The organism is Pontibacter litorisediminis, from assembly GCF_029360645.1.
Taxonomy (GTDB): Bacteria; Bacteroidota; Bacteroidia; order Cytophagales; family Hymenobacteraceae; genus Pontibacter; species Pontibacter litorisediminis.
Genome location: NZ_JARDUA010000004.1, coordinates 396,974 through 419,907, shown reverse-complemented (window position 1 = coordinate 419,907; position 22,934 = coordinate 396,974). Strand labels below are relative to the sequence as shown.

The following is a 22,934-nucleotide window of genomic DNA, read 5'->3' as shown; positions in this document are numbered from 1 at the left end:
TGCGGCCACAAATTGCCGCAAGTGTAATGCTATTAACGAGGTGTGTCTGCTATAAGTTGAGCAGGCGCAAAACCCTTTGGGCGGAGGCGTTATTGCCGCTCAAAGTATAGGCTGCGCGTTCGTAGAACTGCTTTCGCGCGGTTAATGTTTCGACAAGGAAGGAATTTAATTCTGCGGGGCTCTTACCCACCAACAGCGGCCGCTCCACCAGCCCCTGGCTTAATAACCTCTGCACCAGTTGCTCCACCGGTACCTCCAGGTACACACTGGTGCCATGCTGGTTAATGTAATCGATGTTATCAAAAAAGCAGGGGGCGCCGCCGCCGGTAGAAATAACGGCCTGCCCGTGGGCCTGTACCACCTCCTCCAGCGCCTGCCGCTCCAGCCTCCGGAAATGCTCCTGCCCCTGCTGCTCAAAAATCTGCGCAATGCTTTGCCCCTGTCGCTGCACCAGGTACTCGTCCAGGTCCACGAACGTGCAGGAGATTTGCTCGGCCAGTTGCCGGCCCAGGGTGGTCTTGCCACTGCCCATCATGCCTATCAGGAAAATCCGCACAGCACTAACATTATAGAGGTTAAAGGAAATTACTGGCTGACAAGGTATGATCCATCATCCTCTCACAGCACCAACGGTTACAAGCCAGCAGACAACGTCCCTTCCTCTGCCAGCGCCTCTTTCACCTCCTCTATATCCGGGGTATCGTTGTGGTGCCACTTGCCTTTCACGGTGCCGTCTTGCAGCAGCACGAGGCCAGGGTTAGAACGGATGATGGTCTTGAGCACGGTTCCGTCGCCGAAGTAGTACGGCGCGGCCAGGTTCACCTCGTGGCGGAACTTCTCAAAGTCGGCCGCACTGCTGCTGGTAACAGCTATGGGCGCGACACCAGCTGCCTCTGCGGCTTTCACCAGCGCGTTTATGTCCCCGAAGTTATCCTGCTCGGCCTTCGCCACGTTGTGCACAATAATAAGCAGCTTCTTGCCTGTCAGCACCTCCTGGGTGTGGTCGCCTTCGTCGTTCCACACGTTAAAGTCCGTGATTTTGGGGCCGGCTTCCGGATTTACCGCCACCATTTCCTTAAAAGTATAGGTGGTGTCCATCGGATACTCCTCAAACTCCTCGTCCTGCCCGTTCTTGGTCATGATGTACTTGTAGCGCAGCGGCTCCGATGGCTTCATGAGCGTCGGGATGCTGTTGCCCACTTTGTAGGCTCTGAAATCGATGTAGGGCAGGTGCTCGTAGGCATACCAACCCACCGCCACCGACAGCGCCGCCACGATTATGGTGATAATAGCCCCGGAAGAGGCGCGCATGAACGGCTCCAGGTACCGCTGCGTAAGCAGCAGCACCACAATCATCACCAGCAGCACCACGTCCTTGGTAAACGACTCCCACGGCGTCAGCTTGATGGCATCGCCGAAGCAGCCGCAGTCGGTTACTTTGTTAAAGTAGGCCGAGTAAAAGGTAAGAAAGGTGAAGAACACGATCATGGCAAGCAGCAGCCATAGCACCGCTTTGAGTTTGAACCGCACGAGCAACGCCACCCCCAGCATGATCTCGGCCGCGCTCAGGAAAATGGACAGGAACAGCGAGTATGGCTCAAAGCTCTTGAAGAAGGGCGCGATGTCCTGCGAGAACACCTCGAAATACTCCTCCAGCTTGATAGCCGTTCCCACCGGGTCGTTTATCTTGATCAGCCCCGAGAAGATGAACAGCACCCCTACAAACAGCCAAAAGAACTTGCTTATGAACTTCATTTTATGAGTTAGAGAGTTTGAGAGTTAAAGAGTTTAGGAGTCAGAAAGTTTGGGAGGCTATAGTTGGGTATCCAACCACCCAGCGCCGGTGCGGGCTTGTAGCTCGAACTTCCTTTAACCGACCTTCTCCGCAAATCCAGACTTGATGAGCGCAAACACGGCGTAGTTGATCATGTCGCGGTAGTTGGCCTCCACGCCCTCCGAAATCAGCGTCTGCCCCTCGTTATCCTCTATCTGCTTGGTGCGGTAGAGCTTCATCAGGATAATATCGGTGATGGAGCTCACGCGCATATCGCGCCAGGCCTCGCCATAGTCGTGGTTCTTGGCGTTCAGCAGCTGGATGTTCTCCTCAATGTGGCGGGCGTACTCCCGCTCCACCTCCGCTGCCGATAGGCTCAGCGGGGCGTCGGCAGGCAGGTTGAGCTGCATCAGCGCGATCACACAGTAGTTGATGATACCCACAAACTCGCCGTTGATATCGTCCGCCACCAGTTGTTTGCCTTTTTCCTGGATAGAGCGGATGCGTTGGGCCTTGATAAAGATCTGATCGGTGATGGAAGGCAGCCGCAGCACGCGCCAGGCGGTGCCGTAATCCTTGGTCTTCTTCACGAAGGTATCCTTGCAGCGCTGTACTACCTGATTATATTCCTGCAGTGTTTGACTAATCAACTTTTTAGCTTTAATTTTAAAAACAATTGACTTACATGCCAACATTGGAAGCGAAAGATACGCTTTTTAAGAAAAAATCCACACTAAACTGCCGCGGAAAGCTGCTCTCGCTGGAGGTGCCGCTCGTAATGGGCATCCTGAACCTGACCCCGGATTCTTTCTACCCTGGCAGCCGCCTGAACTCCTCTGAGGAGGCCGTGCGCAAAGCGGAGCAAATGCTGGCAGACGGCGCCGACATACTGGATATTGGCGGTTACAGTACGCGCCCGGGCGCCGCAGAAGTATCGGCACAGGAGGAGCAGGACCGCATTTTACCGGCCATTGAGGCCATACTTCAACGCTTCCCCGAGGCCGTTATTTCCGTAGACACTTTTAGGGCAAGTGTAGCCGAGGCCAGTGTAGCCGCCGGCGCGCACCTCATCAACGACGTGGGCGGCGGGCTTTTGGACGAAGCCATGTTCCAGACCGTTGCCCGGCTGCAGGTGCCCTACATCCTGATGCACATGCGCGGCACGCCGCAAACCATGGACACCCTTACAAAGTATGATAATTTGGTGGTGGATGTCATAGACGAACTGCAGGGGCAGCTGGCCAAGCTGCAGCAACTCGGCGTAAAGGACGTGATCCTGGACCCTGGTTTCGGCTTCGCTAAAACCGTGGCGCAGAATTTTGAACTGCTGCGCCGCTTGGATGATTTCCGTATCTTCGGGCTACCGGTACTGGCCGGCATGTCGCGCAAATCCATGGTCTACAAATCGCTGGACATACACCAGGCCGATGCCTTAACCGGTACAATAGCCGTGAACACGGTAGCGTTGATGAAAGGTGCCGACATTTTGCGGGTGCACGACGTAAAAGAAGCTAAGCAAACCGTTATACTTTTAGAGAAAACGAAACTTTGATATTCTTATTCAGCATAGGTTTTTTAGAGATAGGGTGGATCGAGATTATAGATATCCTGCTCGTAACGGTACTGCTGTACCAACTGTACAAGCTATTGACCGGCAGTGTGGCGCTGAAGATCTTCCTGGGCCTGCTGTCGGTGTACCTGCTGTACCTGGTGGTGCGCGCTGCGGGCATGGAGCTCCTGACCATTATTCTCGGGCAATTCATGGGCGTGGGCGTGCTGGCCGCCATTATACTTTTCCAGCCTGAGATCCGGCGCTTCCTGCTGCTCATCGGCAAAACCACCTCCCTTAACCACGACCGCTTCTGGGGCTTTCCGTGGCGCCGCGAGCAGAGCGAGAAACTGAGCCTGACACCGTTTATCGAGGCGGCCAAAACTCTGGCCGGCAAGAACACAGGGGCGCTGATCGTGTTTGCCAAAAGCTCCGAGCTTAAGTACTATGCCGAGTCTGGCGACCTGATTGATGCCGTGATCTCCAAGCGCTTGCTCATGTCGATCTTTAACAAGCATAGCCCGCTGCACGATGGGGCCGTAATCATCTCCGGCAACCGCATCAAGGCTGCCCGCTGCATACTTCCGGTGTCGGAGAACCAAGACATCCCGGCCTCTATGGGCCTGCGCCACCGCGCCGCCATCGGCCTCACAGAAATCACCGACAGCATTGTGCTGGTGGTATCGGAGGAGACAGGGCAGATCGCGCTGGTACGCAACGGCGAGGCCTACCGCAACCTCTCCTCCGCCGACCTGCGCGTAAAGCTCAACCAGTTCCTGTTCGACACCGATCAGAAACCAGCCGCCGCCGTATCGGAGAAATCGGTTAGCGCCGCGTAGGGTTTTTTATACTTAGGAAGGCAGTTTCTAGTGTAGCGTACTTTCGCTGCCGCCCATATGCAATTGTCAGAGCCGCAAAATAAAACCTGGAGTTCCTGGCTACATAGCAATAAGAAGCGCTTGGGGCTGCAAGCTCGCACCAACAAGGAATTACTGAAGGCACATCTACAGGACTGAGGGATTTGCCATGGTGCAGCACAAGCAGGTCTGGATACGTGCCATCCACTGCGCGTCACCGGGTGGGTACCGGCGCCAGGCATTCATACTTTTATTAAATCCTTCCCTCTTTCCTGTACCATACCAGCCAATAGGCCGCGATGCCGAGTGCAGGCACCAGCCACAGTATGGCCATCCAGATTAGGCGTGAGCCAACAGGGTAATCAGACTTAAAGATGAGGTGAATAAGGGCAATGGCCACCAGCAGGTAGTTGAGCGTGACCAGCAGGAAAATGGCAGGGTTACGGGCAAGCAACTCCATCGGCTAGAACAAGGTTTCGCTTATAAACCACATCAGGTACAGCAGCGCCGGCGCGATCAGCAGCAGAATGGTGCCGAAATGCACGCGCGTCCACTGCGGGTTCAGCAGCATGCTCAGGTACGCCTCTACCGACAGCAGCAGCGAGAAGTAGAACGTGATCTGGAGCAGCGTGTACACAATATCAGCCTCTCCGCGAACACCCGCCGTCGTATAGGCCAGAAACGAGATCACCATCCACGACAGCACCGTACCCAACAACACCTGCCCCGGCTTTATCTTTATATTGTTCATACTTCTGATTTATCCTGAGTTTGGTACAAGTTAGGAAAAAATAAAGCCACTCCCATAGCAGGAGTGGCTTTTCTATACTTTGTACTGGGCTTATACTTACTTGATCACGCCCAGCTCTCTGCCAACCTCCACGAAGGCGGCAATACACTTGTCGATGTGCTCTTTGTCATGCACGGCCGATAACTGCACACGGATGCGGGCCTGGCCCTTTGGCACCACCGGGTAGTAGAAGCCAATCACGTAGATGCCTTTGTCCAGCATGCGGGCGGCGAACTCCTGCGCCAGCGGGGCATCATACAACATCACAGGCACAATTGGGTGGTCGCCTGGCTTGATGTCAAAGCCTGCCAGCGTGATCTGCTCACGGAAATACTTCGTGTTCCACTCCAGTTTGTCGCGCAGCTCGGTGGTGGAGCTCAGCATATCCAGCACGGCAATGGAGGCACCCACGATAGACGGAGCCAGGGAGTTGGAGAACAGGTACGGGCGCGAGCGCTGCCGCAGCATGTCTATGATCTCTTTGTGGCCCGAGGTAAAGCCGCCCATCGCGCCGCCAAGGGCCTTGCCCAGCGTACCGGTGATGATATCCACCTTACCCATTACGTTGTGGTACTCGTGCACGCCACGGCCGGTCTTGCCCATAAAACCGGTGGAGTGGGAGTCATCCACCATAACCAAGGCATTATATTTATCGGCCAGTGCCACAATTTTATCTAGCTGAGCAATCGTACCGTCCATCGAGAAGGAGCCATCCGTTACGATGATGCGGTGCTTGGTGTTGGCAGCCACGGCCTCCTGCAGTTTCGCCTCCAGGTCGGCCATGTCGTTGTGCTCGTAGCGGAAACGCTTGGCCTTGCACAGACGCACGCCATCAATGATGGAGGCATGGTTCAGGGCATCGGAGATGATGGCCGATTCCGCATCGAACAACGGCTCGAACACGCCACCGTTGGCGTCGAAGGCGGCGGCGTAAAGGATGGTGTCCTCTGTGCCAAGGAACTCAGATATCTTACGCTCCAGCTCCTTGTGGATGTCCTGGGTGCCGCAGATAAAGCGCACGGAGCTCATGCCGTAGCCGTGCGTTTCAATGGCCTGCTTGGCCGCCTCTATCACCTTCGGGTGCGCCGACAGGCCCAGGTAGTTATTGGCGCAGAAGTTAAGCACGTGGTGCATCTGCGTGGTATCAATGTCAGCGCCCTGCGGGGTGGTGATGATACGCTCCTGCTTATACAAACCTGCCTCTTTTATCTCGGCAAGCTGCTGCTCTAAGTCTGGTTTTAAGGTCTCGTACATTTTTCGTTTATCGTTATACGTTGCTCGTTGTTCTCTTAAAGTATTGCTCTAAAGACCTGTGGCGTCGCCAGTCTCATCGGGTGTTGGCGGTGGCCGGCTCATAATGGGCCGTGGCCGTGGCGGCTTTGGTTTTGGCTGCCCCTCCGTCTCCTTAGGCGGCAGCCCCGCCTCCTCTTCTGGCGGATTTATACCTGGATCTTCTTTTGCTTCGGATGCCCCGGCAGGCGGCTGCTGTAGGGCCACAGGGCGCTTGATAACAGGCCGCGGGCGCGGAGGTTTGGGCGTATCCTCTGCTTCAGGCGCTGGTGCCACAGGCATGCTTTGCTCCTCCTCCTCCTTTGGTTTTTGCAGCGCTACCGGGCGTTTTATCACCGGCCTTGGGTGCGGTGCCTTTGCTGCGTCCCCTTCGGCTGGCGGTGCTGGTGTCTCCGCCGGCTGTGGCTGCTCCTCTTCCGGTGGCTGCAAGGCAACTGGCCTTTTGATAACCGGACGCGGCCTTGGCGGTTTCGGTTTATCCTCCGGAACTGCTTCCGGAGTCTGCTCCCGCTGTTCCTCCTCCGGTTTAGGCTGCTGCAGGGCGGCTGGTCGCTTTATCACCGGCCTTGGTCGGGCGGGCTTGGCTGCTGGCGCTTCTCCGTCAGCTGGTTGTATACTTTCCCCTGATGGTGTGGCAGCAGCACGTTCCCCCTCCGGCGGTTGTAACGCAGCAGGGCGCTTGATGACCGGCCGCGGGCGTGCGGCTGGTGCGGCCTCCTCTGGTTTCGCCGCATCTTCCGCTCCTTCTGCCGCAGGCTTGGGTATAACCGGCCGCTTTACCACTGGCCTTGGGCGTGTGGCCGGCTTGGCCTCTTCGCCTCCTGTCTCTGCCGCAGCCGGCTTTTCGGTAACCTCACCCGCTGCAGGTTTTTGCATGGCGGCAGGCCGGCGCACCACGGGCCGTGGCTTAGGCGTGCTCTCTTCGGCTGCTGCAGCCGGAGCGGCGGCTTCCTCAGCCGCAGGCTTAGGCGCAACAGCCCTGCGCACGGCGGCCGGACGCGCCGCTGCTGGCTCCTGCTTCGGCATGTCCGCCTCGGCCAGGTGATAGCGCAGGCGCACATTATTTACCACCATCTTCACCTGCACCAGAAAGCTGTTGGGGTGCATCTGGGCGTACATCTCCTGCCACGCCGCAAAGCGCGCCGGTTCAGCCGCCGCAAAGGCCGCTTTGTTAATCCGCTTTTTTACCAGAAACTCCTCAAATGTCATACGTTACAGGCCTTTGGTGCCGCAAGTTACGTTTTCAGGCTTAAATTGGCTATCTGTGCGCCGTATTGTGCCGCCATCCTTACAAATATAAGAAAATCCACCCGCCGCGCCGGTTTAAGGTTACCGATAGTTTACGGCTGTTTATGTAATCATTAAGTCTGCCCGCCCCTCTTTCACAACGCCTAAAGCCGGTTTACCTTTGTTGCAAGGTGAGATAAAGATTAGTTTAGATTAGGTTGACGAGAGGCCCCAGACCATAGTCCGTGGCCTCTCTTCTTTTATACTTGCCGTGGCCCCAGGTTTCTTCCGAAGTATATTTTCAGGATTGCACCGAATTCGGTTACTTTGTGCAAAGATTTTTATTCGCTATGGCAAACACAAGTGATACGGTATTGGTGATTGGTGCCTGCGGGCAGCTGGGCTCTGAACTGACAATGGAGCTGCGCAAGATGTACGGGGATGCAAACGTGGTGGCTGCAGACATTGCCCCGCCCAAGCAAGCCGACCTGCGCGACTCAGGCCCTTTTGAGAAGGTGGATGTGCTGGACACAAATGTGTTGGCGGGGCTGGCCTCCAAGTATAAATTCAAGCAAATTTACCACCTGGCGGCTGTACTGTCGGCTACAGGTGAGAAGAACCCTAAGTTTGCCTGGAAGCTGAACATGGACGGCCTCTTTAACGTGCTGGACCTGGCCCTGGAGCAGAAAGTGGGCCGTGTGTACTGGCCAAGCTCTATCGCTGTTTTTGGCCCAAGCACGCCGCGCCAACATACGCCGCAGCAAACGGTTATGGATCCCAACACGGTTTACGGCATCAGCAAGCAGGCTGGTGAGCGCTGGTGCGAGTACTACTTTCAGAAGTATGGCCTGGACGTGCGCAGCCTCCGCTACCCCGGCCTGATCGGTTACAAAGCCTTGCCAGGCGGCGGCACAACGGATTATGCCGTGGACATTTACCACAAGGCGCTGGAGGGCGAGACGTTCGAGTGCTTCCTGAGCGAAAACACCTACCTGCCGATGATGTACATGCCGGACGCCCTCAAGGCGACACTGGACCTGATGCACGCGCCGGCAGAAAGTATAAAAGTGCGCGACTCCTACAACCTAAGCGCCATGAGCTTCTCTCCGAAGGAGATTGCCGCCTCCATCAAAAAACATATCCCGGATTTTGAGATCACCTACAAGCCCGACTCGCGCCAGAAAATAGCCGACTCGTGGCCACAAAGCATAGACGACAGCGCCGCCCAGCAGGATTGGGGCTGGAACCCGGCTTATGATTTAGACGCCATGACTGAGGACATGCTGGTGAACCTGAAAAAGATGAAGCAGGAGCAGGCGGTATAGCATCGGTTTTAAAGTATAAACCACAGGAGAAGGCGGTGCAGCAGCATCGCCTTTTTCGTTTAGTATGGAGGGTTTACCCTTTGCTGGCGGAAGTTTGCAGCTCGTGCCTTTTTATGATCCTAGGCTATACTTTCATAGCCACTGCTTCCCATCTGCTAGCGCGAGCTTGTAGCTCGTGCTTTCTCTGTTGCCGCTGCTTCCTGCAACTGGAACCAAGCTATCTTTTCTAGCCCCTGTTCATCCACGGCTTTACATCCTGCTCGTTTCATCTCTGGCTTTGGTGCTCTCCAGCCCGAGAGGGCTCGTCCTGGGGGTAGGAACCCTCGATAAGGGCATCGCGCTGTGTTCCCTCCTGCGCCAGGGCGCTGCCGCTCACGCGGCACCGGATCTCACAAGATGCTCAACCCAAAGACTGGGATCATTTCAATAGCTACTGCTATTACGACTGTCCCCTTGAGGGGACGACAGGGGTGTTAAAGCAGAGCCTATGAAATCTATACTTGTACAACGACAGCTGCAGGCTCCCCTCAGACAAGGAGGGGCAGGGGTGGTTATATCCGGTGTCACCTGTCTAAGCTACAGCCTTTTCCAACATGCCACATCTCTAACACCTGCACATTATTACAGATAACAGCTCAGGTTCTTAACCAACATACGTAGCACGCCGCATGTATCTTTCGCCGGTATCATCCCGTTATTCCCCAAATCCCGTACATCCTGATCTATGATCGTTAATCAGATACCCCAAGGCTGGGAAGTGATTTACCAGCAGGCGCACGGCATATTGGCTGCAGAGCTGGCCTACCATCTAAGGCCGGAGCTGCAGTGCCCCCATTGGGTAGAAACACTGGTAGCCATCGCCAACCACGACAACCGGCAGCGCACCTGGCGCGGCAAAGACGGGCTAACACCGGCCGGGGCGCCCGCTGATTTCATGCTGCAGCCCAACAAGCTGGAGCAGGCCAAGGCGCTGATGCATGCGGTGCGGTTTCAGGGCCGCTGGGTGGCGCTGCTCACCTCCCTGCACATGAGCTACCTGTACGAGAGCCGCCGTGGCGAGAGCAAAGGCACCGATACCTTTCTGGATGAGCAGCAGGAGCTACAGCAAAACTGCCGCCGCAGCCTCGGCATCACTCAGAAACAGGCCCAACAGGCGTACACCATCATGCAGTGGTGCGACCGCTTCTCGCTTATATTTTGCCGCAACGAGCTGCCCACCGATGAGCGGGCGCTGGAAATCGCCACGGGGCCTGATGATAAAGTATACTTTGTAAAGCAACTGCAAAACGAAACGGCACACGTGGAACCCTGGCCTTTTGCGCAAACTCAACTTGAAGTGCAGGTGGAGTACCGGGTGCTGGAGCAACTACAGTTTAAGGATGATGCTGATCTGGCGCAGGCGTTGCACCAGGCCAAGGTGCAGTATAAGAAGTGGCAGTTAAATTGTAGCACCCGCTGCATAACTTAGCACTATTGCAATAAATTTGGATATACTAATAATTTATCCAAATCATGTCAAAAAACAAACTTTACCTGCTAGCTATTGCCTGTGGCCTTTCATTTACTGCAAACGCACAAACTGTAGAGGAAGAAACCCTAAAACCTGTTGCCGGCAACAAGACCCTGGAAGCAACCCTGAGCTTTTCCGGAGGTCCCTCCACACAAATAAAGCTCCGCAAGTTCAAGTCTGAGCAAATGGCACTACGCTACACTACAGGCATATCCTACAGCTACACACAGCCTGCTGAAGATGCTAGCAGTTCTAACCTTACCTTGAGCTTTGCCCCTGGCTTCGAAAAGCATTTTGGTGGAAACAGAAGACTCTCTCCGTACCTGGGCTTTGCGGTCCCGATCGCCGTTAGCACCAAAAGCTATAAGGATGATCAGGTGGAGGCGAAAGGGACAGACTCCCCTGGCGTATACGGCAACTACAACCGCTCCTACTTCTCTGCCGGTGTAAACGGGCTTGCGGGAGTGGACCTCTATATTGTAAAAAACTTTTATGTAGGCTTTGAGGCAGGCATAGGCTTAAGCTACCTGAATTATGCCGATGTGGAAGTAAAGTATAAAAATGACTTTACACGTAACATCAACTCAGAGGGGCACCATGGACTTGATTTCAGAACCTTTACGAATGGCAACTTGAGGATTGGCTTTGCCTTCTAAAGAGAAGCGGTTTCCGGAGCAAGGGCGGCAATTCAGTTTGCTGCCCTTCTTTTTTATTTCCTCGCTCATTCCCAGCCCAGGCAAATATCTGCTTTAACCCATATTCTCCAAAGTTCGTCTATACTTCTGTGGCCGGTGGCGCCCTTAATGTAAGACGAACTGTAATGGTAATAGAATCAAACGACAACGAACTAAGAAAACTAATATTCGAAAGAGACAGGGTAATCGTGAAGTTTACGGATGATGGTTGCCCGATATGCAAGGTAATGGAGCCCAAGTACAGGAAGATATCCGAAGAGTCTGCTTTCAAAAACGTTTCCTTCCTGCGGATGAACGCGAAGGAAAACCCCGTATCCAGCCGGGAGGTGCGGCTGAAGGGCACCCCGTTTTTTGCCACCTACCACAACGGCCTGCTCGCCGACTGCGGCATTGCGGCCACCGAGACTGAGCTGCGCGAGATGCTGCACAGCCTGCTCCAGCTTTCCTGACCTGCCTTTTTTTCGGAACGACCTTTGCCCTATAGCTGTTATGAAAATCCTGTGCTACCTTGCGCCGCTTTTTAAACAGCTAAAACCGTGACTTTAAAAACTTTTCGCACACTGCCTGTGCTGCTCCTGTTGGTTGCCAGCGGCTTTGCCATACCGGGCTGCTCCAGCACCGAGAAACTGAATACGGCCGCACCCGCCGCCACCGCCTCGGCTATACCCGCTTATAAGCCGCAGCTTTCATCCATCACTGTGCCTGTTTCTGTTTCCGTGGCGGCCCTGGAGGATAAGCTCAATAAAGAGATTGCCGACATCCTCTACAGAGACACTAACCTGAACGACGACAACCTGGCCGTGACTGTGGCCCGGAACGGCAGCCTGAGCATGCGCGCCGAGCGCGACAAAGTATACTTCTCGGTGCCGCTGCGCATCTACGCCAAAGGCCGCTGGAAGTGGGACCCCTGCAAACTCTGCCCTTCCATCGACAAAACGGAGGATACCTCCTTCGATATGATCATTAAAACCGAAAGCAAAATCGGACTGACGGAGGATTATAGGATCAGCACCGTGACGAGCGGCGACTTTGAGTGGGGCAATACCAAGCCGGTACTGGAACTGGGGCCCTTGCGCATAGGGTTGGCGCGGTTCGTGGAGCCGGCGCTGCGCCAGCAAATGGCCACGCTCTCGAAGCAGCTGGACAAGGAGCTGCAGAGCCGCGTGGATGTGAAAAAGTATGTGTCGGAGGCATGGCAACAGCTGCAGCAGCCCGTAAAGCTGGACGATGGCCTGAATGCCTGGCTCACGGTGGTGCCGCAGGAGATCCGCATGGCCCCGCTGCTGGCCCAGAACGGCACCCTGAACACCCGCCTCGGCATCACCTCCTACATTACCGTTACCACCGATGGCAAGCCACAGGTGCAGCTAAACAGAAACCTGCCCAAGCTTGTTGTAGACAGCCGCATGAGCGATGCCATCCAGATCGGGCTGACAGCCAGCATACCTTACGACCACGCCAGCAAGCTGCTGCAGGAGCAGGTGGCAAAGCAGACCTATACGTTTGATGGCGGCAAGAGCGAGATAACGGTGAACGAGGCGGCCATAACGCCCGGTGGCAACCAACTGGTGCTGATGCTGGACGTGAACGGCAAGACCAAGGCGGGTATTTTCACGAAGAAGATCCAGGGCAAAGTATACTTGCGCGGCACCCCTTACTACGATGCCGAGACCGCGTCCATCCGCGTACGCGATGTGGCTTACGACCTCGACACAAAAGACAAGATCCTGAGCGCCGCCAGTTGGCTGGCCCAGAACAAGTTTGAGGAGATGATACAGCAACAGGTAAACATACCGGTGCAGCACGAGCTGGACAATGCCCGCAGAATGCTACAGACTACGCTCGACAAGCAGGGGCGTGTGCACGAGTCGGTGCTGCTGCGCGGAAGTATAAACCACATCTCCCCGGACAATATTTACCTGACCCAGGATGGCATCAAGGCCGTGGTAAACGCCAAGGGCACGCTAACCGCTACCATAGACAAGCTTTAGCTTTCTGGACAAAAGACTACTTGACAAAGGACAAACGACTCTACCTCGCAAGTGAACTCCTTTGTCCTTTGTCTAATAGTCTTTTGTCATACCAGGAATCAGAGTTTCCCAATTGGCTTGGGGCTGTTAAAAACCCTCTCCGGCACCCTGGCCGGGACGGCTATATGGAACAGCTCAAAGTCGCTTTGGGGATTGCTGCGGTCGCTGGCCAGCTTTATGCTGCCGTAGTCGCGGTAGTTGCTCCAGCGGCGGGTAAAGGTGGGGGCGGCATCTTCGTAATTCCGGAAGAAGGCCCACTGCGTTACCAGCCCCTGCTCTTTGTCTACCCATACTTTATACTTGTTCTGCGGCGTCAGGCCCACCTCCTCAAAGGTCATTTCCAGTACATCCGCCGGGGCGCCATCCATGGTTTCTTCCTCGCCCACATAGGTCAGGTTTACGCCGGGGTCCAGTAGTTTAAAGGGCATCACCAGCCAGTAGGAGTTGTTTATCCAGAGGGCATAGGCCTGCTCCAGCAGCTTCTGTCGCTCCTCCCCCGCCGGTAGTTCCTTCCCGCTCACGTATACTTTGCCATCCTTGGTCTCGGTGCTGATAATGGCTACCAGGCTGTCCATCTCCCAGCGGAAGCGGTGCTGCTGCTTATCCCACACCTGGTACTGGTCGTTAAAGGTCCAGGCAAGGTAGCGGGTATCGTTCCAGCCTTTCTCCCCACCCATGTTCTCTATTACTTTCTGGGCTATGCGCTGGGCTTTTTCCTCGGGCGATTGTGCGCAGGCGAGCGGGAGCAGCAGCAGGCACAGGAGCAATGGTTTAAGCAGGCGTTGCAGGGGCATGGGCGTAGGTTTGGTTTTTGCTCCCGTGTACGCATTTATGTCTGCACAGGATGCTCCTGGTAAAACTGCATTAACTCATTACAGACGCGCTGCGTAGTGTAGAACCATACCACTAACGACTAAACCCGCCTATGGCCAGATATACTCTTAAAGGAATTTTCCAGCTGCTAAAGTCTTCCGTGAACGGCTTCCTGGATGCCAACTCACTTCGGCTAGCGGCGGCGCTGGCATTTAACGCCATCTTCTCTATTCCGCCGCTGCTGCTTATCATAATCAAGGCGGCAGGCTTCTTTTTCGGCGAGGAAGCTGTTTCAGGCAAGCTGGAGCAGGAGGCTTCCACGGCGATCAGCCCCGACGCGGCCTCCTCCATACAGACCATGGTGCAGAACGCCAGCACCACCGAATCCTCGGGCTGGGCCATGTGGGTGGGTATCGGTACGCTTGTCTTCGCCTCCACCACCTTCTTCGCTACGCTGCAGCAGTCGCTTAATAGCGTCTGGAACCTGAAAGTGAAACCCACCAGCGGTATCCTGCGCATGGCCAAGGAACGCATTTTTTCTTTTGGCCTGATCCTGAGCATCTCGCTGCTCATGCTCATCTCCTTTGTCATCAGCGCCGCCATATCCGTTCTGAGCGACTACATCACGGACATGATACCGGACATAGGCTATTGGGTGATAAAGGGGCTGGATTTCATTATCTCCATCGGGCTGATCACGCTGCTGTTCGCGCTCATCTTAAAGTACCTGCCCGACGCCTACATCCGCTGGAAAGACACCTTGATCGGGGCACTGATCACAGCCATACTGTTCACCATCGGCAAGTTCCTCATCAGCTGGTACATCGGCACCTCCGACCCCGGCTCAGCCTATGGGGCGGCCGGCTCCATCATCCTTATCCTGGTTTGGATTTATTATTCGTCTATGATCGTGTTCTTTGGGGCTGAGTTTACCCAGCAGTACGCCCGCAAGTATGGCCAACGCATTACGCCTAAAGAACACGCCGTGTTTGTAGAGGAGCGGGAGGTCACCGACAAGCCCCGGGAACTGGAAGGCACCGGCAGGCCGAAGGCAGAGGGTAGGTTTGAGATTTGATTCCGTTTGCTCGTAGGTTGTCACTCGTTATATGCAAGCTGGAAACAGCCTTGTGACTGCCCGCAGCACCGGGTCCAACCGCCCCTCCCCCTCCATGTCTTTTTCGAGGGCCCCTACCCCCAGGACGAGCCCTCTCGGGCTGGAGAGCAGAAAGTATGAAATGCAACGATTGGCTTGTGGGGCTGGAGGATAAACAGGAGCTAGTTAGGACAGCTTGTGTCCATTTACAGGAAGCCGCGGCTAAGAAAGGCACAAGCGGGCGCTTACGCCAGGCAGAGCAAACTCAGTATAGCTTTAAAGTATAAAACCGGCTTCTACAAGTATGAGCAGAAGCCGGTTTTATACTTATATGTGGCTTACCTAAGCCCGTACGCACGACATGTAAAACTACGCCGGCTGCTTCTCCTTCACGGCTAGCTGCCCGCAGGCGGCGTCGATATCCTTGCCACGGCTGCGGCGCACATTTACCTGCAGGCCGCGATCGGCCAGGTAGTAGATAAACGCCTGCAGGCGGTCGTCGTCGGTGTTCACAAAGTCGGCGTTCTCGATCGGGTTATACTCGATCAGGTTAATCTTGCATGGGATGATCTTAGAGAAGCGCAGCAGCTCCTCGGCATCCTGCAGGGTATCGTTAAAGTTATCGAACACGATGTACTCGTACGTAACCTTGCGGCCGGTTACCTGGTGGTAGTGCTTCAGGGCATCCTTCAGGGCTTCCAGCGAGTTTGTCTCATTGATCGGCATGATCTGGTTGCGCTTCTCGTCGTTGGCCGCGTGCAGCGACAGGGCCAGGTTCGCCTTCACCCCGTCATCGGCCATTTTCTTGATCAGCTTGGCGATACCAGCAGTGCTTACCGTGATGCGTCGTGCGGCCATGCCCAGGCCATCGTGCGCCGTGATGCGCTCGATGCTTTTCATCACGTTGGCGTAGTTGAGCATTGGCTCGCCCATGCCCATGTACACGATGTTGGTGAGCGGCTGGCCATACTGGCGCAGGCTCTGCTCGTTGATGCGCACCACCTGGTCGTAGATCTCGGCGGCGTCGAGGTTGCGCACGCGGTCCATGTAGCCGGTGGCGCAGAACTTACAGGTAAGCGAGCAGCCTACCTGGCTGCTCACGCAGGCCGTCTTGCGCTCGTCATGCGGGATCAGCACCCCCTCCACAATATTGCTATCGTAGAGTTTAAAAGCAGACTTGATCGTGCCGTCGTTACTCAGCTGCTCGGTGGCCACCTGCACAGCGTTAATGGCAAAGTGCTGCTCCAGCTTCTCGCGCAGGGCCAGGCTCACGTTGTTCATCTCCGCAAACGACTGGGCCGAGTGCTTCCAGAGCCATTCGTATACCTGCTTGGCCCGGAAAGGCTTCTCTCCGTTCTCCACCAGCCACGCCTTCAGGTCGTCCAGCGTCAGCTTCCGGATGTCCTTCTTGTTGATGATATTTATGTCTGCAATCAAAGTCATACTGCAAAATTACAAAAATCCTCAGGCTTTAGTTTCAATCTTTGCCTTTACTTCGGCGGGCAGGGGCATTAACTTGCGCTCCTGGTAGTTAAAGCACAGCATGCCGGTCTTGGCGCGGGCTACTTCCTTGCCATTCTGGTTAATAATGTGGTAGGTGATGTCGAAGCCATACTTGTTCAGGTCATCAAAGGCCATGCTTATACTTAACACATCGCCATAAAAACCCTCGCCTTTATACGCTATCGCCACATCGGCCATAATCATACTGGCACCGCCTATACTCAGCTCGCTCCAGCCAAAGTGGCCCAGCAGCTGCATGCGCGCCTCGTGCATGATGGAGAGCAGGGCGTCGTTGCCGAGGTGGTTGCCGTAGTTGAGATCGGTTACGCGCACCGGGATATGCGCCGTGAAGTGGGTGTGGGAGGGAATGTCTACCTTAACTCGTGCCATAGCAGTGAGGCCGCCGCAGGTACAGATTTATACTTTATGGCCAGCCAATGATATTTTGTTAAATTCTGATAATAGGATATTGCAGCCACATGATTGGAATGTGTACCTTTGCAAGGTAACACAAAAACCATGCACCTCGAAATCCGACAGACGAAAGACGGCTCCAACACCCTTTATGTACCCGAGCTGAACGAGCATTACCACTCGGTGCACGGGGCGCTGCAGGAGTCGCAGCATGTGTTTATAAAGTATGGGCTGGAGCATGCGCTGGAGCAGAAAAAGGACCTGAAGGTGCTGGAGGTCGGTTTCGGCACCGGCCTTAACGCCATCCTTACCTTTCCGTACGCACTGGCCAAGAAGGCTTTTATTCAGTACGACACGCTGGAGAAGTACCCGCTCTCAGAGGAGGTGGTGCAGCAGCTGCATTACGAGAACATCATCCTGAACCCGGAGCTGTATGAGTATTTTCTGAAACTGCACAAGGCCCCCTGGAACGAACCCGCAGAGGTGATCCCCTACTTCACGCTGCAGAAGATGCACGAGTCGCTGGAGGAGTTTGTGGCGCCCAGCTCCTACTACGATGTGGTGTACTTTGATGCCTTTGCCCCCGAAAAGCAGCCAGAGCTTTGGTCTGACGCCATGTTCGAAAAGCTGTACAAGGCCGTGCGGCCGGGCGGCATACTGGTTACCTACTGTGCCAAAGGCTCGTTTAAGCGTAGCCTCAAAGCAGCCGGGTTCACGGTAGAGGCCCTGCCGGGCCCTCCGGGCAAGCGTGAGATGACACGTGGCCTGAAGCCGTTGCCGGTTGTTTGCTAACACAGGCTGTGGTGCTGGCTTAAACGCGGGGCGGACGCTCCCTACAGAAACTTTATGAAGCAAGCACTTACCATTTTCACCTACGCGCTGGCAGCTATCGCTGTCATAGGAACGCTGATACCGCTCCTCCCGGCTGAGGGCTGGTACGTGCGCATGTTCGATTTCCCAAGGCTGCAACTCCTTTTTCTGGCCGTCATTAGCCTGGCACTCTGCTTCTTTCTGGGCCTCAGGTACCGCCTGCGCAACAAGGCGCTGCTGGTCTTACTTGCTGCCACGCTTATCTACCAATCCATCAACATCTTTCCTTATACCTTTCTCTCGCCGGTGCAAACCAAGAAGTCTGACCGCAGCACCGCTGATACCACACAGGTGAGTGTTTTAGTGGCCAACGTACTGATGACCAACAGGTCGTACAGCGGGCTTATTGCCCTGATACGGCAGTATGAGCCGGATGTGCTGCTGGCGCTGGAGTCGGATGCCGGCTGGCAGGAGGGGCTGGGGGAAGTGACGCAGGCTTACCCTTACCGGGTAGAGGTACCGCTAGATAACACCTATGGCATGCACCTGTACAGCAAATTGCCGCTGCGCCAGAAGCAGGTGAACTACATGCTGGATGACGGCGTTCCCTCGGTCAGAACCTATATGCAGCTGCGCAACGGCACTTGGGTCGAGTTCTGGGGCGTGCACCCTAAGCCGCCTGTGCCTACCGAGGAGGAGGACTCCCGCAAGCGCGACGCGGAGATCATTATTGTAGGCAAAAAAGTAGCCAACTCCAAGTACCCTGTCATCGTGGCCGGCGACTTCAACGATGTGGCCTGGTCCCCCACCACGCGGCTTTTCCAAGAGGTAAGCCAGCTGCTGGACCCGCGCGTGGGCCGCGGCTTTTTCAGCACCTATCATGCGCACTACCCGATCTTCCGCTGGCCCCTGGACCACCTCTTCCACTCTAACCACTTCAGGCTGGTGGAGATGGAGCGCCTGGGCGGCATCAATTCAGACCATTTCCCCATCTTTATCAGGCTAAGCTATGAGCCTGATGAAAAGTATGAGCAGGTGCCCCCTGCGCCGGACGAGGAAACACACGAAGAAGCTGTAGAGACGATAGAAGAAGGTATGCACGAGGCGCAGCAAGAAGGAAAGCAGCCTGACACGCTGACAACTAAATAGTTATACTTACCCTCCTGCCACTCCTCGGCCTTGGGCACAGCTTTATACTTTGCCCCGGACACGGCGGCATGTTTTTATAATTTGTTCAGATCAAAGATGAACCCAATCTATAATGAAATGGTTAGGAGCTAAATTGCACTTTTTTGCAACCGCCATACTTTGAAATACCAAATAAAGCGCTACATTGCACTATATAAATAGTATCTCCTAATCGTTCACCATATGAAAAGCTTACTTAGAAAAGTCTCTTTTAGCATCATCAAACCGTTTCTTCCTAAGTATGAGGTGGTTTGCACAACCTATCAGGTAGTTCCGGGGCTGCCGGTAAACGGCAACCAGCAGAAGCACTCGTTCGAGAAAGGTGCCTCCGAGGAAGCCCGGAAGTTTTATGTTAAGGTGATTAACTCCGACATGACCAGGACCATGGCCCCAGTGGAGGTGCACCTGAAGCGCCGCGGCAAGACCATTGAAAAGAAAAACTTTGGCCCTGTGGAGGAGCTGAAGAAGTTTAATGTTGTGTATAAAGGCTAGCCAGCTTTTAACGGCATAAAAAAATCCCCGCAGGTGGCCTGCGGGGATTTTTTTATGCCTGGGCATGATGCCAGTTTATATGTACGGCTTACTCACGAATGAATTTTGATTTGGTGAGCTCGAGCATTTTGGCAAAGTGGGTCTTATCCTCGTTGGTGAGGTAGGCCCTCCAAAGGCTTTCCACCAACAGCATGAGCACCTCCGTCTCCAGCTCCGGCTCTTTGTGGCCCAGTTTCTGAAACGCCTCCACCAGCTTCTTCTTCACCGAGTTCAGGTAACGCTGGTGGTGCCGCTGCGCCACTTCCTCGTCCACCATGCGGAACTGCATCCGCCAGAAATCCCTTTCGTCCTCCACCAGTTGTTGCGGCATGTCCAGCACGTTGCTGATCAGCTTGGCAGGGTCGTTCTCCTCCACCGATCTTTTGCTTTTCTCGGTGATACGCCTGTAGCCAGCCTTCACAACAGCCTCCAGCAGGTTCTCCTTGCTGATGTAGTGCTTGAAAATAAGTCCTTCTGAAACGCCGGCCGCCTTGGCTATCTGGCTAGTGGGAGTGGCATCGTACCCTTTTTCTGCAAAGAGGTGTAATGCGGTGTCTAGGATAATTTCTTTCTTGGTTTTGGGCATCGTCTTACTAAAATAGCAGGTTCTGAAACGGGCTTGGGAGGCACAGTGCAGTAGACCTGTTAGGGCCAAATACAAAAGTACAATATAGCTAGTTAAAAATTAAGACTTTGCAGCTATACGTTTGTTTCTACAAACAAATTTTCAAAAAAACTTGTCTCCTGTTATACGGATGGCTTCCACACCCCTTGCGGCATCACCACGGCATCCAGCGGCACATCAAAGGGGTTGGGGTCGGCTATACGCTCCACGGGTGGCTCCAGCGAGAGGCCAACCTTCAATACGTCAGGGCGGCAGTCGGCCAGGAAACGGTCGTAGAAGCCTTTGCCATAGCCCACGCGATGGCCTGCCTTGTCGAATGCCAGCAGCGGCACCAGCACCACATCCACCTCCTGGGCGTGTATGATCTGCGCGTCCTGCGGCTCAGGAATGCCCCAGTTGTTCTCCAACAGCACGGCCTCCTCGGTCAGGTGGTGGTGCGTGAGCACGTTTTGCTCCACATCGGTTATGGGCACCGCCACGCGCACCTGGGGATGCTCCTGCCGCAGCCGCTCAATGATGAGCCAGGTGTTTACTTCGTTGTTTTTGAGGATAGGCAGGAACACATGCACCGTTTGACCTTTTCGCAGCGGGAAGTGGCGGAAAAACACCTCGGCTATACTTTGGCTGCGCTGCTGCACCTCCTCCGGTGGCAGAGCGCGCCGCTGCTGCAGCATGTGTTTGCGTAGGTCTGCCTTCTTCATCAGGCCTCCTCCAATACAGTAAATTTAAACTCCAGCGGGTCGAAGGCCTCTACTAGGGCTGGTATAAAATCGGGGTTGTTCGTCTGGAAGGTGAGCAGGTTATCCTTGCGCTCCTGCAGGCTGCCCCCCGGGAAGAGCTTCTCCTTCAGGTTCTCCAGTTGCTTAAAGGTTTGCTCGTGCTTGCTGTCGCGGGCTTTGGAGAGCTTCTTCTCCAGCATCTGCAGCGAGTTGGCGGCTTTCTGCGCCTCGGCGCCCACGGCCTTCTGCAGCGTCGGGTCTATGCTTTCGGCTAGCTTCCCCACCCTGGCAAAGGCGGCGGCCACCGCCTGGCGCTGCGCCTCCAGGCTAATCTCCTCTTCATGCAACTGGCTGGACAGCTGCTTTTTCAGCTCCTGGAAATCCTGGAACAGGTCCTGCGGCTGCAGGCCTAGCTTGTGCATGCGGCTGGCGTTGCTACGGCTAATGTACATAGCAGAGTTGCGCAGCATCAGCAGCGGAAAGGCCACTTTATACTTTGTAAACAGCGTTTTCAGCTGAAACCAGTAAGCCACCTCGGCACCACCGCCGATGTAGGCCAGGTTCGGAAGTATGAGCTCCTCGTACAGCGGGCGAAGAATCACGTTCGGGCTGAAGCGCTCCGGGTGCTCCTGCGCCTCCTGCAGCAGCTCTTCCAAGGTATAACTCAGGTCGGTATTGAGCACTTTATACTTGCCCTCTTCCGGCACAATACGCTCACGCAAGGTGTCGGTCAGGTAAAACAGGTTGATCTCGCGGGAGTATACTTGCGGCTTGTAACCCAGTTCCTCCAGCTGCTCGCTTGCCTCTTCCACCAGCCGGTTCGACAGCTGCTCGGTCAGCTCCTGCTCCACCACCGGTGTCAGCGCCTTTTTCAGTGTTGCATGGTCGCCGTCTATACTTACCAGGCCATACTCCCCGAACAGAGCATGCGTGATGGCGCGGGTGGCGTCTGCTAAATTCTTGCTGTTGCGGTATGCCTCCTCAAACACCGGGTAGGCTTCTGGTAGCTCCTTTAGCAGCGGCTCCATATCTTCGGTGGAGAAGCGGCCTACGGCGCCGGTTTGTTCACTCTCCCAAGTGTACTTCTTCCCAAACAGGCTAAAATGGTTGATTTCGGCAAAGTCGTGGTCTTCGGTGGCCATCCAGTATACCGGCACAAAGTTGTAGTCGGGGTACTGCTCCTGCAGCTGCCGGCAGGTGTTGATGGCCGTGATGATCTTGTAAACAAAGTATAACGGACCGGTAAAGATGTTGAGCTGATGGCCCGTGGTAACGGTGTAGGTGTTGGGCTGCAACAGCAGGCCGATGTGCTGCTGTACTTTTGGGTTGATCTCGGCGATGGAAGTATACTGCTCCTGCAGCGCCTGGTGCAGGGTTTTACGCTGGGTCTCACTGAAGCTCTTCTCCTTCAGCTGGGCACCGAAGGCCTCCAAGGTTGGGAAACGGTTGTAGAACGGTTGTAGCTGCTCGCTACAACAAAGGTAGTCAGTTATAGTTTTTGAGAAGGCGCCGGTGGCGGCGTAGTCTATCTTGGTGATCTTCATGGTTTGTACTTCCATCTACTCTGTAGCCGTAGGTTTAGCCCTTTTAACAGTTTAGCCCGAAATGTGTTGCAGCTATTTTATACTTCGCCGCCTCAGCACAAAGTAAAGGTTTTATTTTTGGTTTTGCAGATGATACGATAGAAAGCCGCCAGACAGCCACAGGCGGCAACGCAGCGGCACCTACCTCTCTCGCAGCTGCCAGCCCTGTAAACCATTCCGCCTGAAAACGTAAACAAGCAGGTACTTTCATTTAGAACTATGGGACTATTAAGCGGCATGATGGGACACGCCTCGGAAGTGTCTATCGAAAAACTGGCAAAGGAATTTCAGCCAATCCTTATTGACGACGAACGCATTGAGCGGGCATACAAGCTAATCCGGGACATGCTGGTATTTACCAACAAGCGGCTCATACTTGTCAATAAGCAGGGCCTCACGGGCTCCAAAACGGATTACCAAAGTATCCCTTACGGCAGCATCAAGATGTTCTCCAAAGAGAGCGCCGGCATCGCTGACCTGGATGCAGAGCTAAAAATCTGGCTTACCGGCGAGGACCAGCCCACTATCAAGCAGGATTTCCGGAAAGGGGATAACATTAACGAGGCCTATCGGGTGCTGAGCAGGTATGTGTTGAAGTGACCTCCCCC

The 22,934-nt window shown here is 54.9% G+C and carries 25 protein-coding genes; 12 read left to right on the top strand and 13 right to left on the bottom strand.

The annotated features are described in order from the left end of the window. Nucleotides 1-49: 49 nt before the first annotated feature. The 3 genes from PXG97_RS15305 to PXG97_RS15295 form a co-directional block, all read right to left on the bottom strand. The gene (locus PXG97_RS15305; RefSeq protein ID WP_276498654.1) at nucleotides 50-556 is read right to left on the bottom strand and encodes a shikimate kinase; all 507 of its coding nucleotides are present in this window, start codon (nucleotides 554-556) and stop codon (nucleotides 50-52) included. 77 nt (nucleotides 557-633) lie between these two features. Continuing rightward, nucleotides 634-1,755: a BT_3928 family protein gene (locus PXG97_RS15300; RefSeq protein ID WP_276498653.1), complete on the bottom strand. Its 1,122-nt coding sequence runs from the start codon at nucleotides 1,753-1,755 to the stop codon at nucleotides 634-636. A gap of 114 nt (nucleotides 1,756-1,869) precedes the next feature. Beyond that, on the bottom strand, nucleotides 1,870-2,424 hold the full coding sequence (locus PXG97_RS15295) for a DUF1599 domain-containing protein (protein ID WP_276498652.1): 555 nt from the start codon (nucleotides 2,422-2,424) through the stop codon (nucleotides 1,870-1,872). Nucleotides 2,425-2,459: 35 nt separating this feature from the next. On the opposite strand from PXG97_RS15295, the gene folP reads away from it, so the two are divergent. Both folP and cdaA read left to right on the top strand, forming a co-directional pair. Beyond that, complete coding sequence (folP, locus tag PXG97_RS15290; RefSeq protein WP_276498651.1) at nucleotides 2,460-3,326, top strand: dihydropteroate synthase; 867 nt, start codon at nucleotides 2,460-2,462, stop codon at nucleotides 3,324-3,326. Further along, on the top strand, nucleotides 3,323-4,162 hold the full coding sequence (cdaA, locus tag PXG97_RS15285) for a diadenylate cyclase CdaA (protein ID WP_276498650.1): 840 nt from the start codon (nucleotides 3,323-3,325) through the stop codon (nucleotides 4,160-4,162). Before folP ends, cdaA begins: the two co-directional genes overlap by 4 nt. Before the next feature lie 271 nt (nucleotides 4,163-4,433). Here the strand turns inward: cdaA and PXG97_RS15280 are convergent, their stop codons facing one another. From PXG97_RS15280 to PXG97_RS15265, 4 genes are all read right to left on the bottom strand, one after another. Continuing rightward, nucleotides 4,434-4,640, bottom strand: coding sequence for a PLDc N-terminal domain-containing protein (locus PXG97_RS15280; RefSeq protein ID WP_276498649.1), 207 nt, complete (start codon nucleotides 4,638-4,640; stop codon nucleotides 4,434-4,436). 3 nt (nucleotides 4,641-4,643) lie between these two features. Continuing rightward, nucleotides 4,644-4,931, bottom strand: coding sequence for a hypothetical protein (locus tag PXG97_RS15275; RefSeq protein ID WP_276498648.1), 288 nt, complete (start codon nucleotides 4,929-4,931; stop codon nucleotides 4,644-4,646). Between the two features lie 96 nt (nucleotides 4,932-5,027). After that, nucleotides 5,028-6,224 (bottom strand): glycine C-acetyltransferase, encoded by a 1,197-nt coding sequence (gene kbl, locus PXG97_RS15270; protein ID WP_276498647.1) that lies wholly within the window; start codon nucleotides 6,222-6,224, stop codon nucleotides 5,028-5,030. Between the two features lie 48 nt (nucleotides 6,225-6,272). Beyond that, nucleotides 6,273-7,469 (bottom strand): hypothetical protein, encoded by a 1,197-nt coding sequence (locus PXG97_RS15265; protein ID WP_276498646.1) that lies wholly within the window; start codon nucleotides 7,467-7,469, stop codon nucleotides 6,273-6,275. A gap of 368 nt (nucleotides 7,470-7,837) precedes the next feature. Between PXG97_RS15265 and PXG97_RS15260 the strand changes: the two genes are divergently transcribed. From PXG97_RS15260 to PXG97_RS15240, 5 genes are all read left to right on the top strand, one after another. Continuing rightward, entirely contained in the window at nucleotides 7,838-8,812 is a 975-nt protein-coding gene (locus tag PXG97_RS15260) for an NAD-dependent epimerase/dehydratase family protein (RefSeq protein WP_276498645.1), read from the top strand. A 724-nt stretch (nucleotides 8,813-9,536) separates the two neighbouring features. After that, on the top strand, nucleotides 9,537-10,280 hold the full coding sequence (locus PXG97_RS15255; protein WP_276498644.1) for a DUF3891 family protein: 744 nt from the start codon (nucleotides 9,537-9,539) through the stop codon (nucleotides 10,278-10,280). Nucleotides 10,281-10,324: 44 nt separating this feature from the next. Continuing rightward, nucleotides 10,325-10,978, top strand: a complete 654-nt coding sequence (locus PXG97_RS15250; protein ID WP_276498643.1) for a hypothetical protein — start codon at nucleotides 10,325-10,327, stop codon at nucleotides 10,976-10,978. Between the two features lie 164 nt (nucleotides 10,979-11,142). Then, nucleotides 11,143-11,466, top strand: coding sequence for a thioredoxin family protein (locus PXG97_RS15245; protein ID WP_276498642.1), 324 nt, complete (start codon nucleotides 11,143-11,145; stop codon nucleotides 11,464-11,466). A gap of 87 nt (nucleotides 11,467-11,553) precedes the next feature. Next, the gene (locus PXG97_RS15240) at nucleotides 11,554-13,008 is read left to right on the top strand and encodes a DUF4403 family protein (protein WP_276498641.1); all 1,455 of its coding nucleotides are present in this window, start codon (nucleotides 11,554-11,556) and stop codon (nucleotides 13,006-13,008) included. Nucleotides 13,009-13,106: 98 nt separating this feature from the next. On the opposite strand, the gene PXG97_RS15235 is transcribed toward PXG97_RS15240, so the two are convergent. After that, nucleotides 13,107-13,841, bottom strand: coding sequence for a DUF6503 family protein (locus PXG97_RS15235; RefSeq protein ID WP_276498640.1), 735 nt, complete (start codon nucleotides 13,839-13,841; stop codon nucleotides 13,107-13,109). Between the two features lie 131 nt (nucleotides 13,842-13,972). Between PXG97_RS15235 and PXG97_RS15230 the strand changes: the two genes are divergently transcribed. Next, complete coding sequence (locus PXG97_RS15230) at nucleotides 13,973-14,935, top strand: YihY/virulence factor BrkB family protein (RefSeq protein WP_276498639.1); 963 nt, start codon at nucleotides 13,973-13,975, stop codon at nucleotides 14,933-14,935. 387 nt (nucleotides 14,936-15,322) lie between these two features. Here PXG97_RS15230 and rlmN read toward each other — a convergent pair whose 3' ends face one another. Both rlmN and PXG97_RS15220 read right to left on the bottom strand, forming a co-directional pair. Then, nucleotides 15,323-16,396 carry a dual-specificity RNA methyltransferase RlmN gene (gene rlmN, locus PXG97_RS15225; protein ID WP_276498638.1) on the bottom strand — a complete coding sequence of 358 codons (1,074 nt, stop codon included), beginning with the start codon at nucleotides 16,394-16,396 and terminating at the stop codon, nucleotides 15,323-15,325. A 21-nt stretch (nucleotides 16,397-16,417) separates the two neighbouring features. Further along, entirely contained in the window at nucleotides 16,418-16,846 is a 429-nt protein-coding gene (locus PXG97_RS15220; protein ID WP_276498637.1) for an acyl-CoA thioesterase, read from the bottom strand. Between the two features lie 129 nt (nucleotides 16,847-16,975). Here PXG97_RS15220 and mnmC2 point away from each other — a divergent pair, with 129 nt between their 5' ends. From mnmC2 to PXG97_RS15205, 3 genes are all read left to right on the top strand, one after another. After that, nucleotides 16,976-17,662 carry a tRNA (5-methylaminomethyl-2-thiouridine)(34)-methyltransferase MnmC2 gene (gene mnmC2, locus PXG97_RS15215; protein WP_276498636.1) on the top strand — a complete coding sequence of 229 codons (687 nt, stop codon included), beginning with the start codon at nucleotides 16,976-16,978 and terminating at the stop codon, nucleotides 17,660-17,662. 54 nt (nucleotides 17,663-17,716) lie between these two features. Next, entirely contained in the window at nucleotides 17,717-18,829 is a 1,113-nt protein-coding gene (locus PXG97_RS15210) for an endonuclease/exonuclease/phosphatase family protein (protein WP_276498635.1), read from the top strand. 222 nt (nucleotides 18,830-19,051) lie between these two features. Next, nucleotides 19,052-19,360 carry a hypothetical protein gene (locus PXG97_RS15205; protein WP_276498634.1) on the top strand — a complete coding sequence of 103 codons (309 nt, stop codon included), beginning with the start codon at nucleotides 19,052-19,054 and terminating at the stop codon, nucleotides 19,358-19,360. A gap of 88 nt (nucleotides 19,361-19,448) precedes the next feature. On the opposite strand, the gene PXG97_RS15200 is transcribed toward PXG97_RS15205, so the two are convergent. The 3 genes from PXG97_RS15200 to bshC all read right to left on the bottom strand — a co-directional run bounded on the left by PXG97_RS15200 (nucleotide 19,449) and on the right by bshC (nucleotide 22,287). Further along, nucleotides 19,449-19,985, bottom strand: coding sequence for a TetR/AcrR family transcriptional regulator (locus PXG97_RS15200; RefSeq protein ID WP_276498633.1), 537 nt, complete (start codon nucleotides 19,983-19,985; stop codon nucleotides 19,449-19,451). 161 nt (nucleotides 19,986-20,146) lie between these two features. Further along, nucleotides 20,147-20,725, bottom strand: coding sequence for a 5-formyltetrahydrofolate cyclo-ligase (locus PXG97_RS15195; RefSeq protein ID WP_276498632.1), 579 nt, complete (start codon nucleotides 20,723-20,725; stop codon nucleotides 20,147-20,149). Continuing rightward, nucleotides 20,725-22,287: a bacillithiol biosynthesis cysteine-adding enzyme BshC gene (gene bshC, locus PXG97_RS15190; protein ID WP_276498631.1), complete on the bottom strand. Its 1,563-nt coding sequence runs from the start codon at nucleotides 22,285-22,287 to the stop codon at nucleotides 20,725-20,727. Before bshC ends, PXG97_RS15195 begins: the two co-directional genes overlap by 1 nt. A 258-nt stretch (nucleotides 22,288-22,545) precedes the next feature. Here bshC and PXG97_RS15185 point away from each other — a divergent pair, with 258 nt between their 5' ends. Beyond that, nucleotides 22,546-22,926, top strand: a complete 381-nt coding sequence (locus PXG97_RS15185) for a PH domain-containing protein (RefSeq protein ID WP_276498630.1) — start codon at nucleotides 22,546-22,548, stop codon at nucleotides 22,924-22,926. The last annotated feature ends 8 nt before the right edge of the window (nucleotides 22,927-22,934 follow it).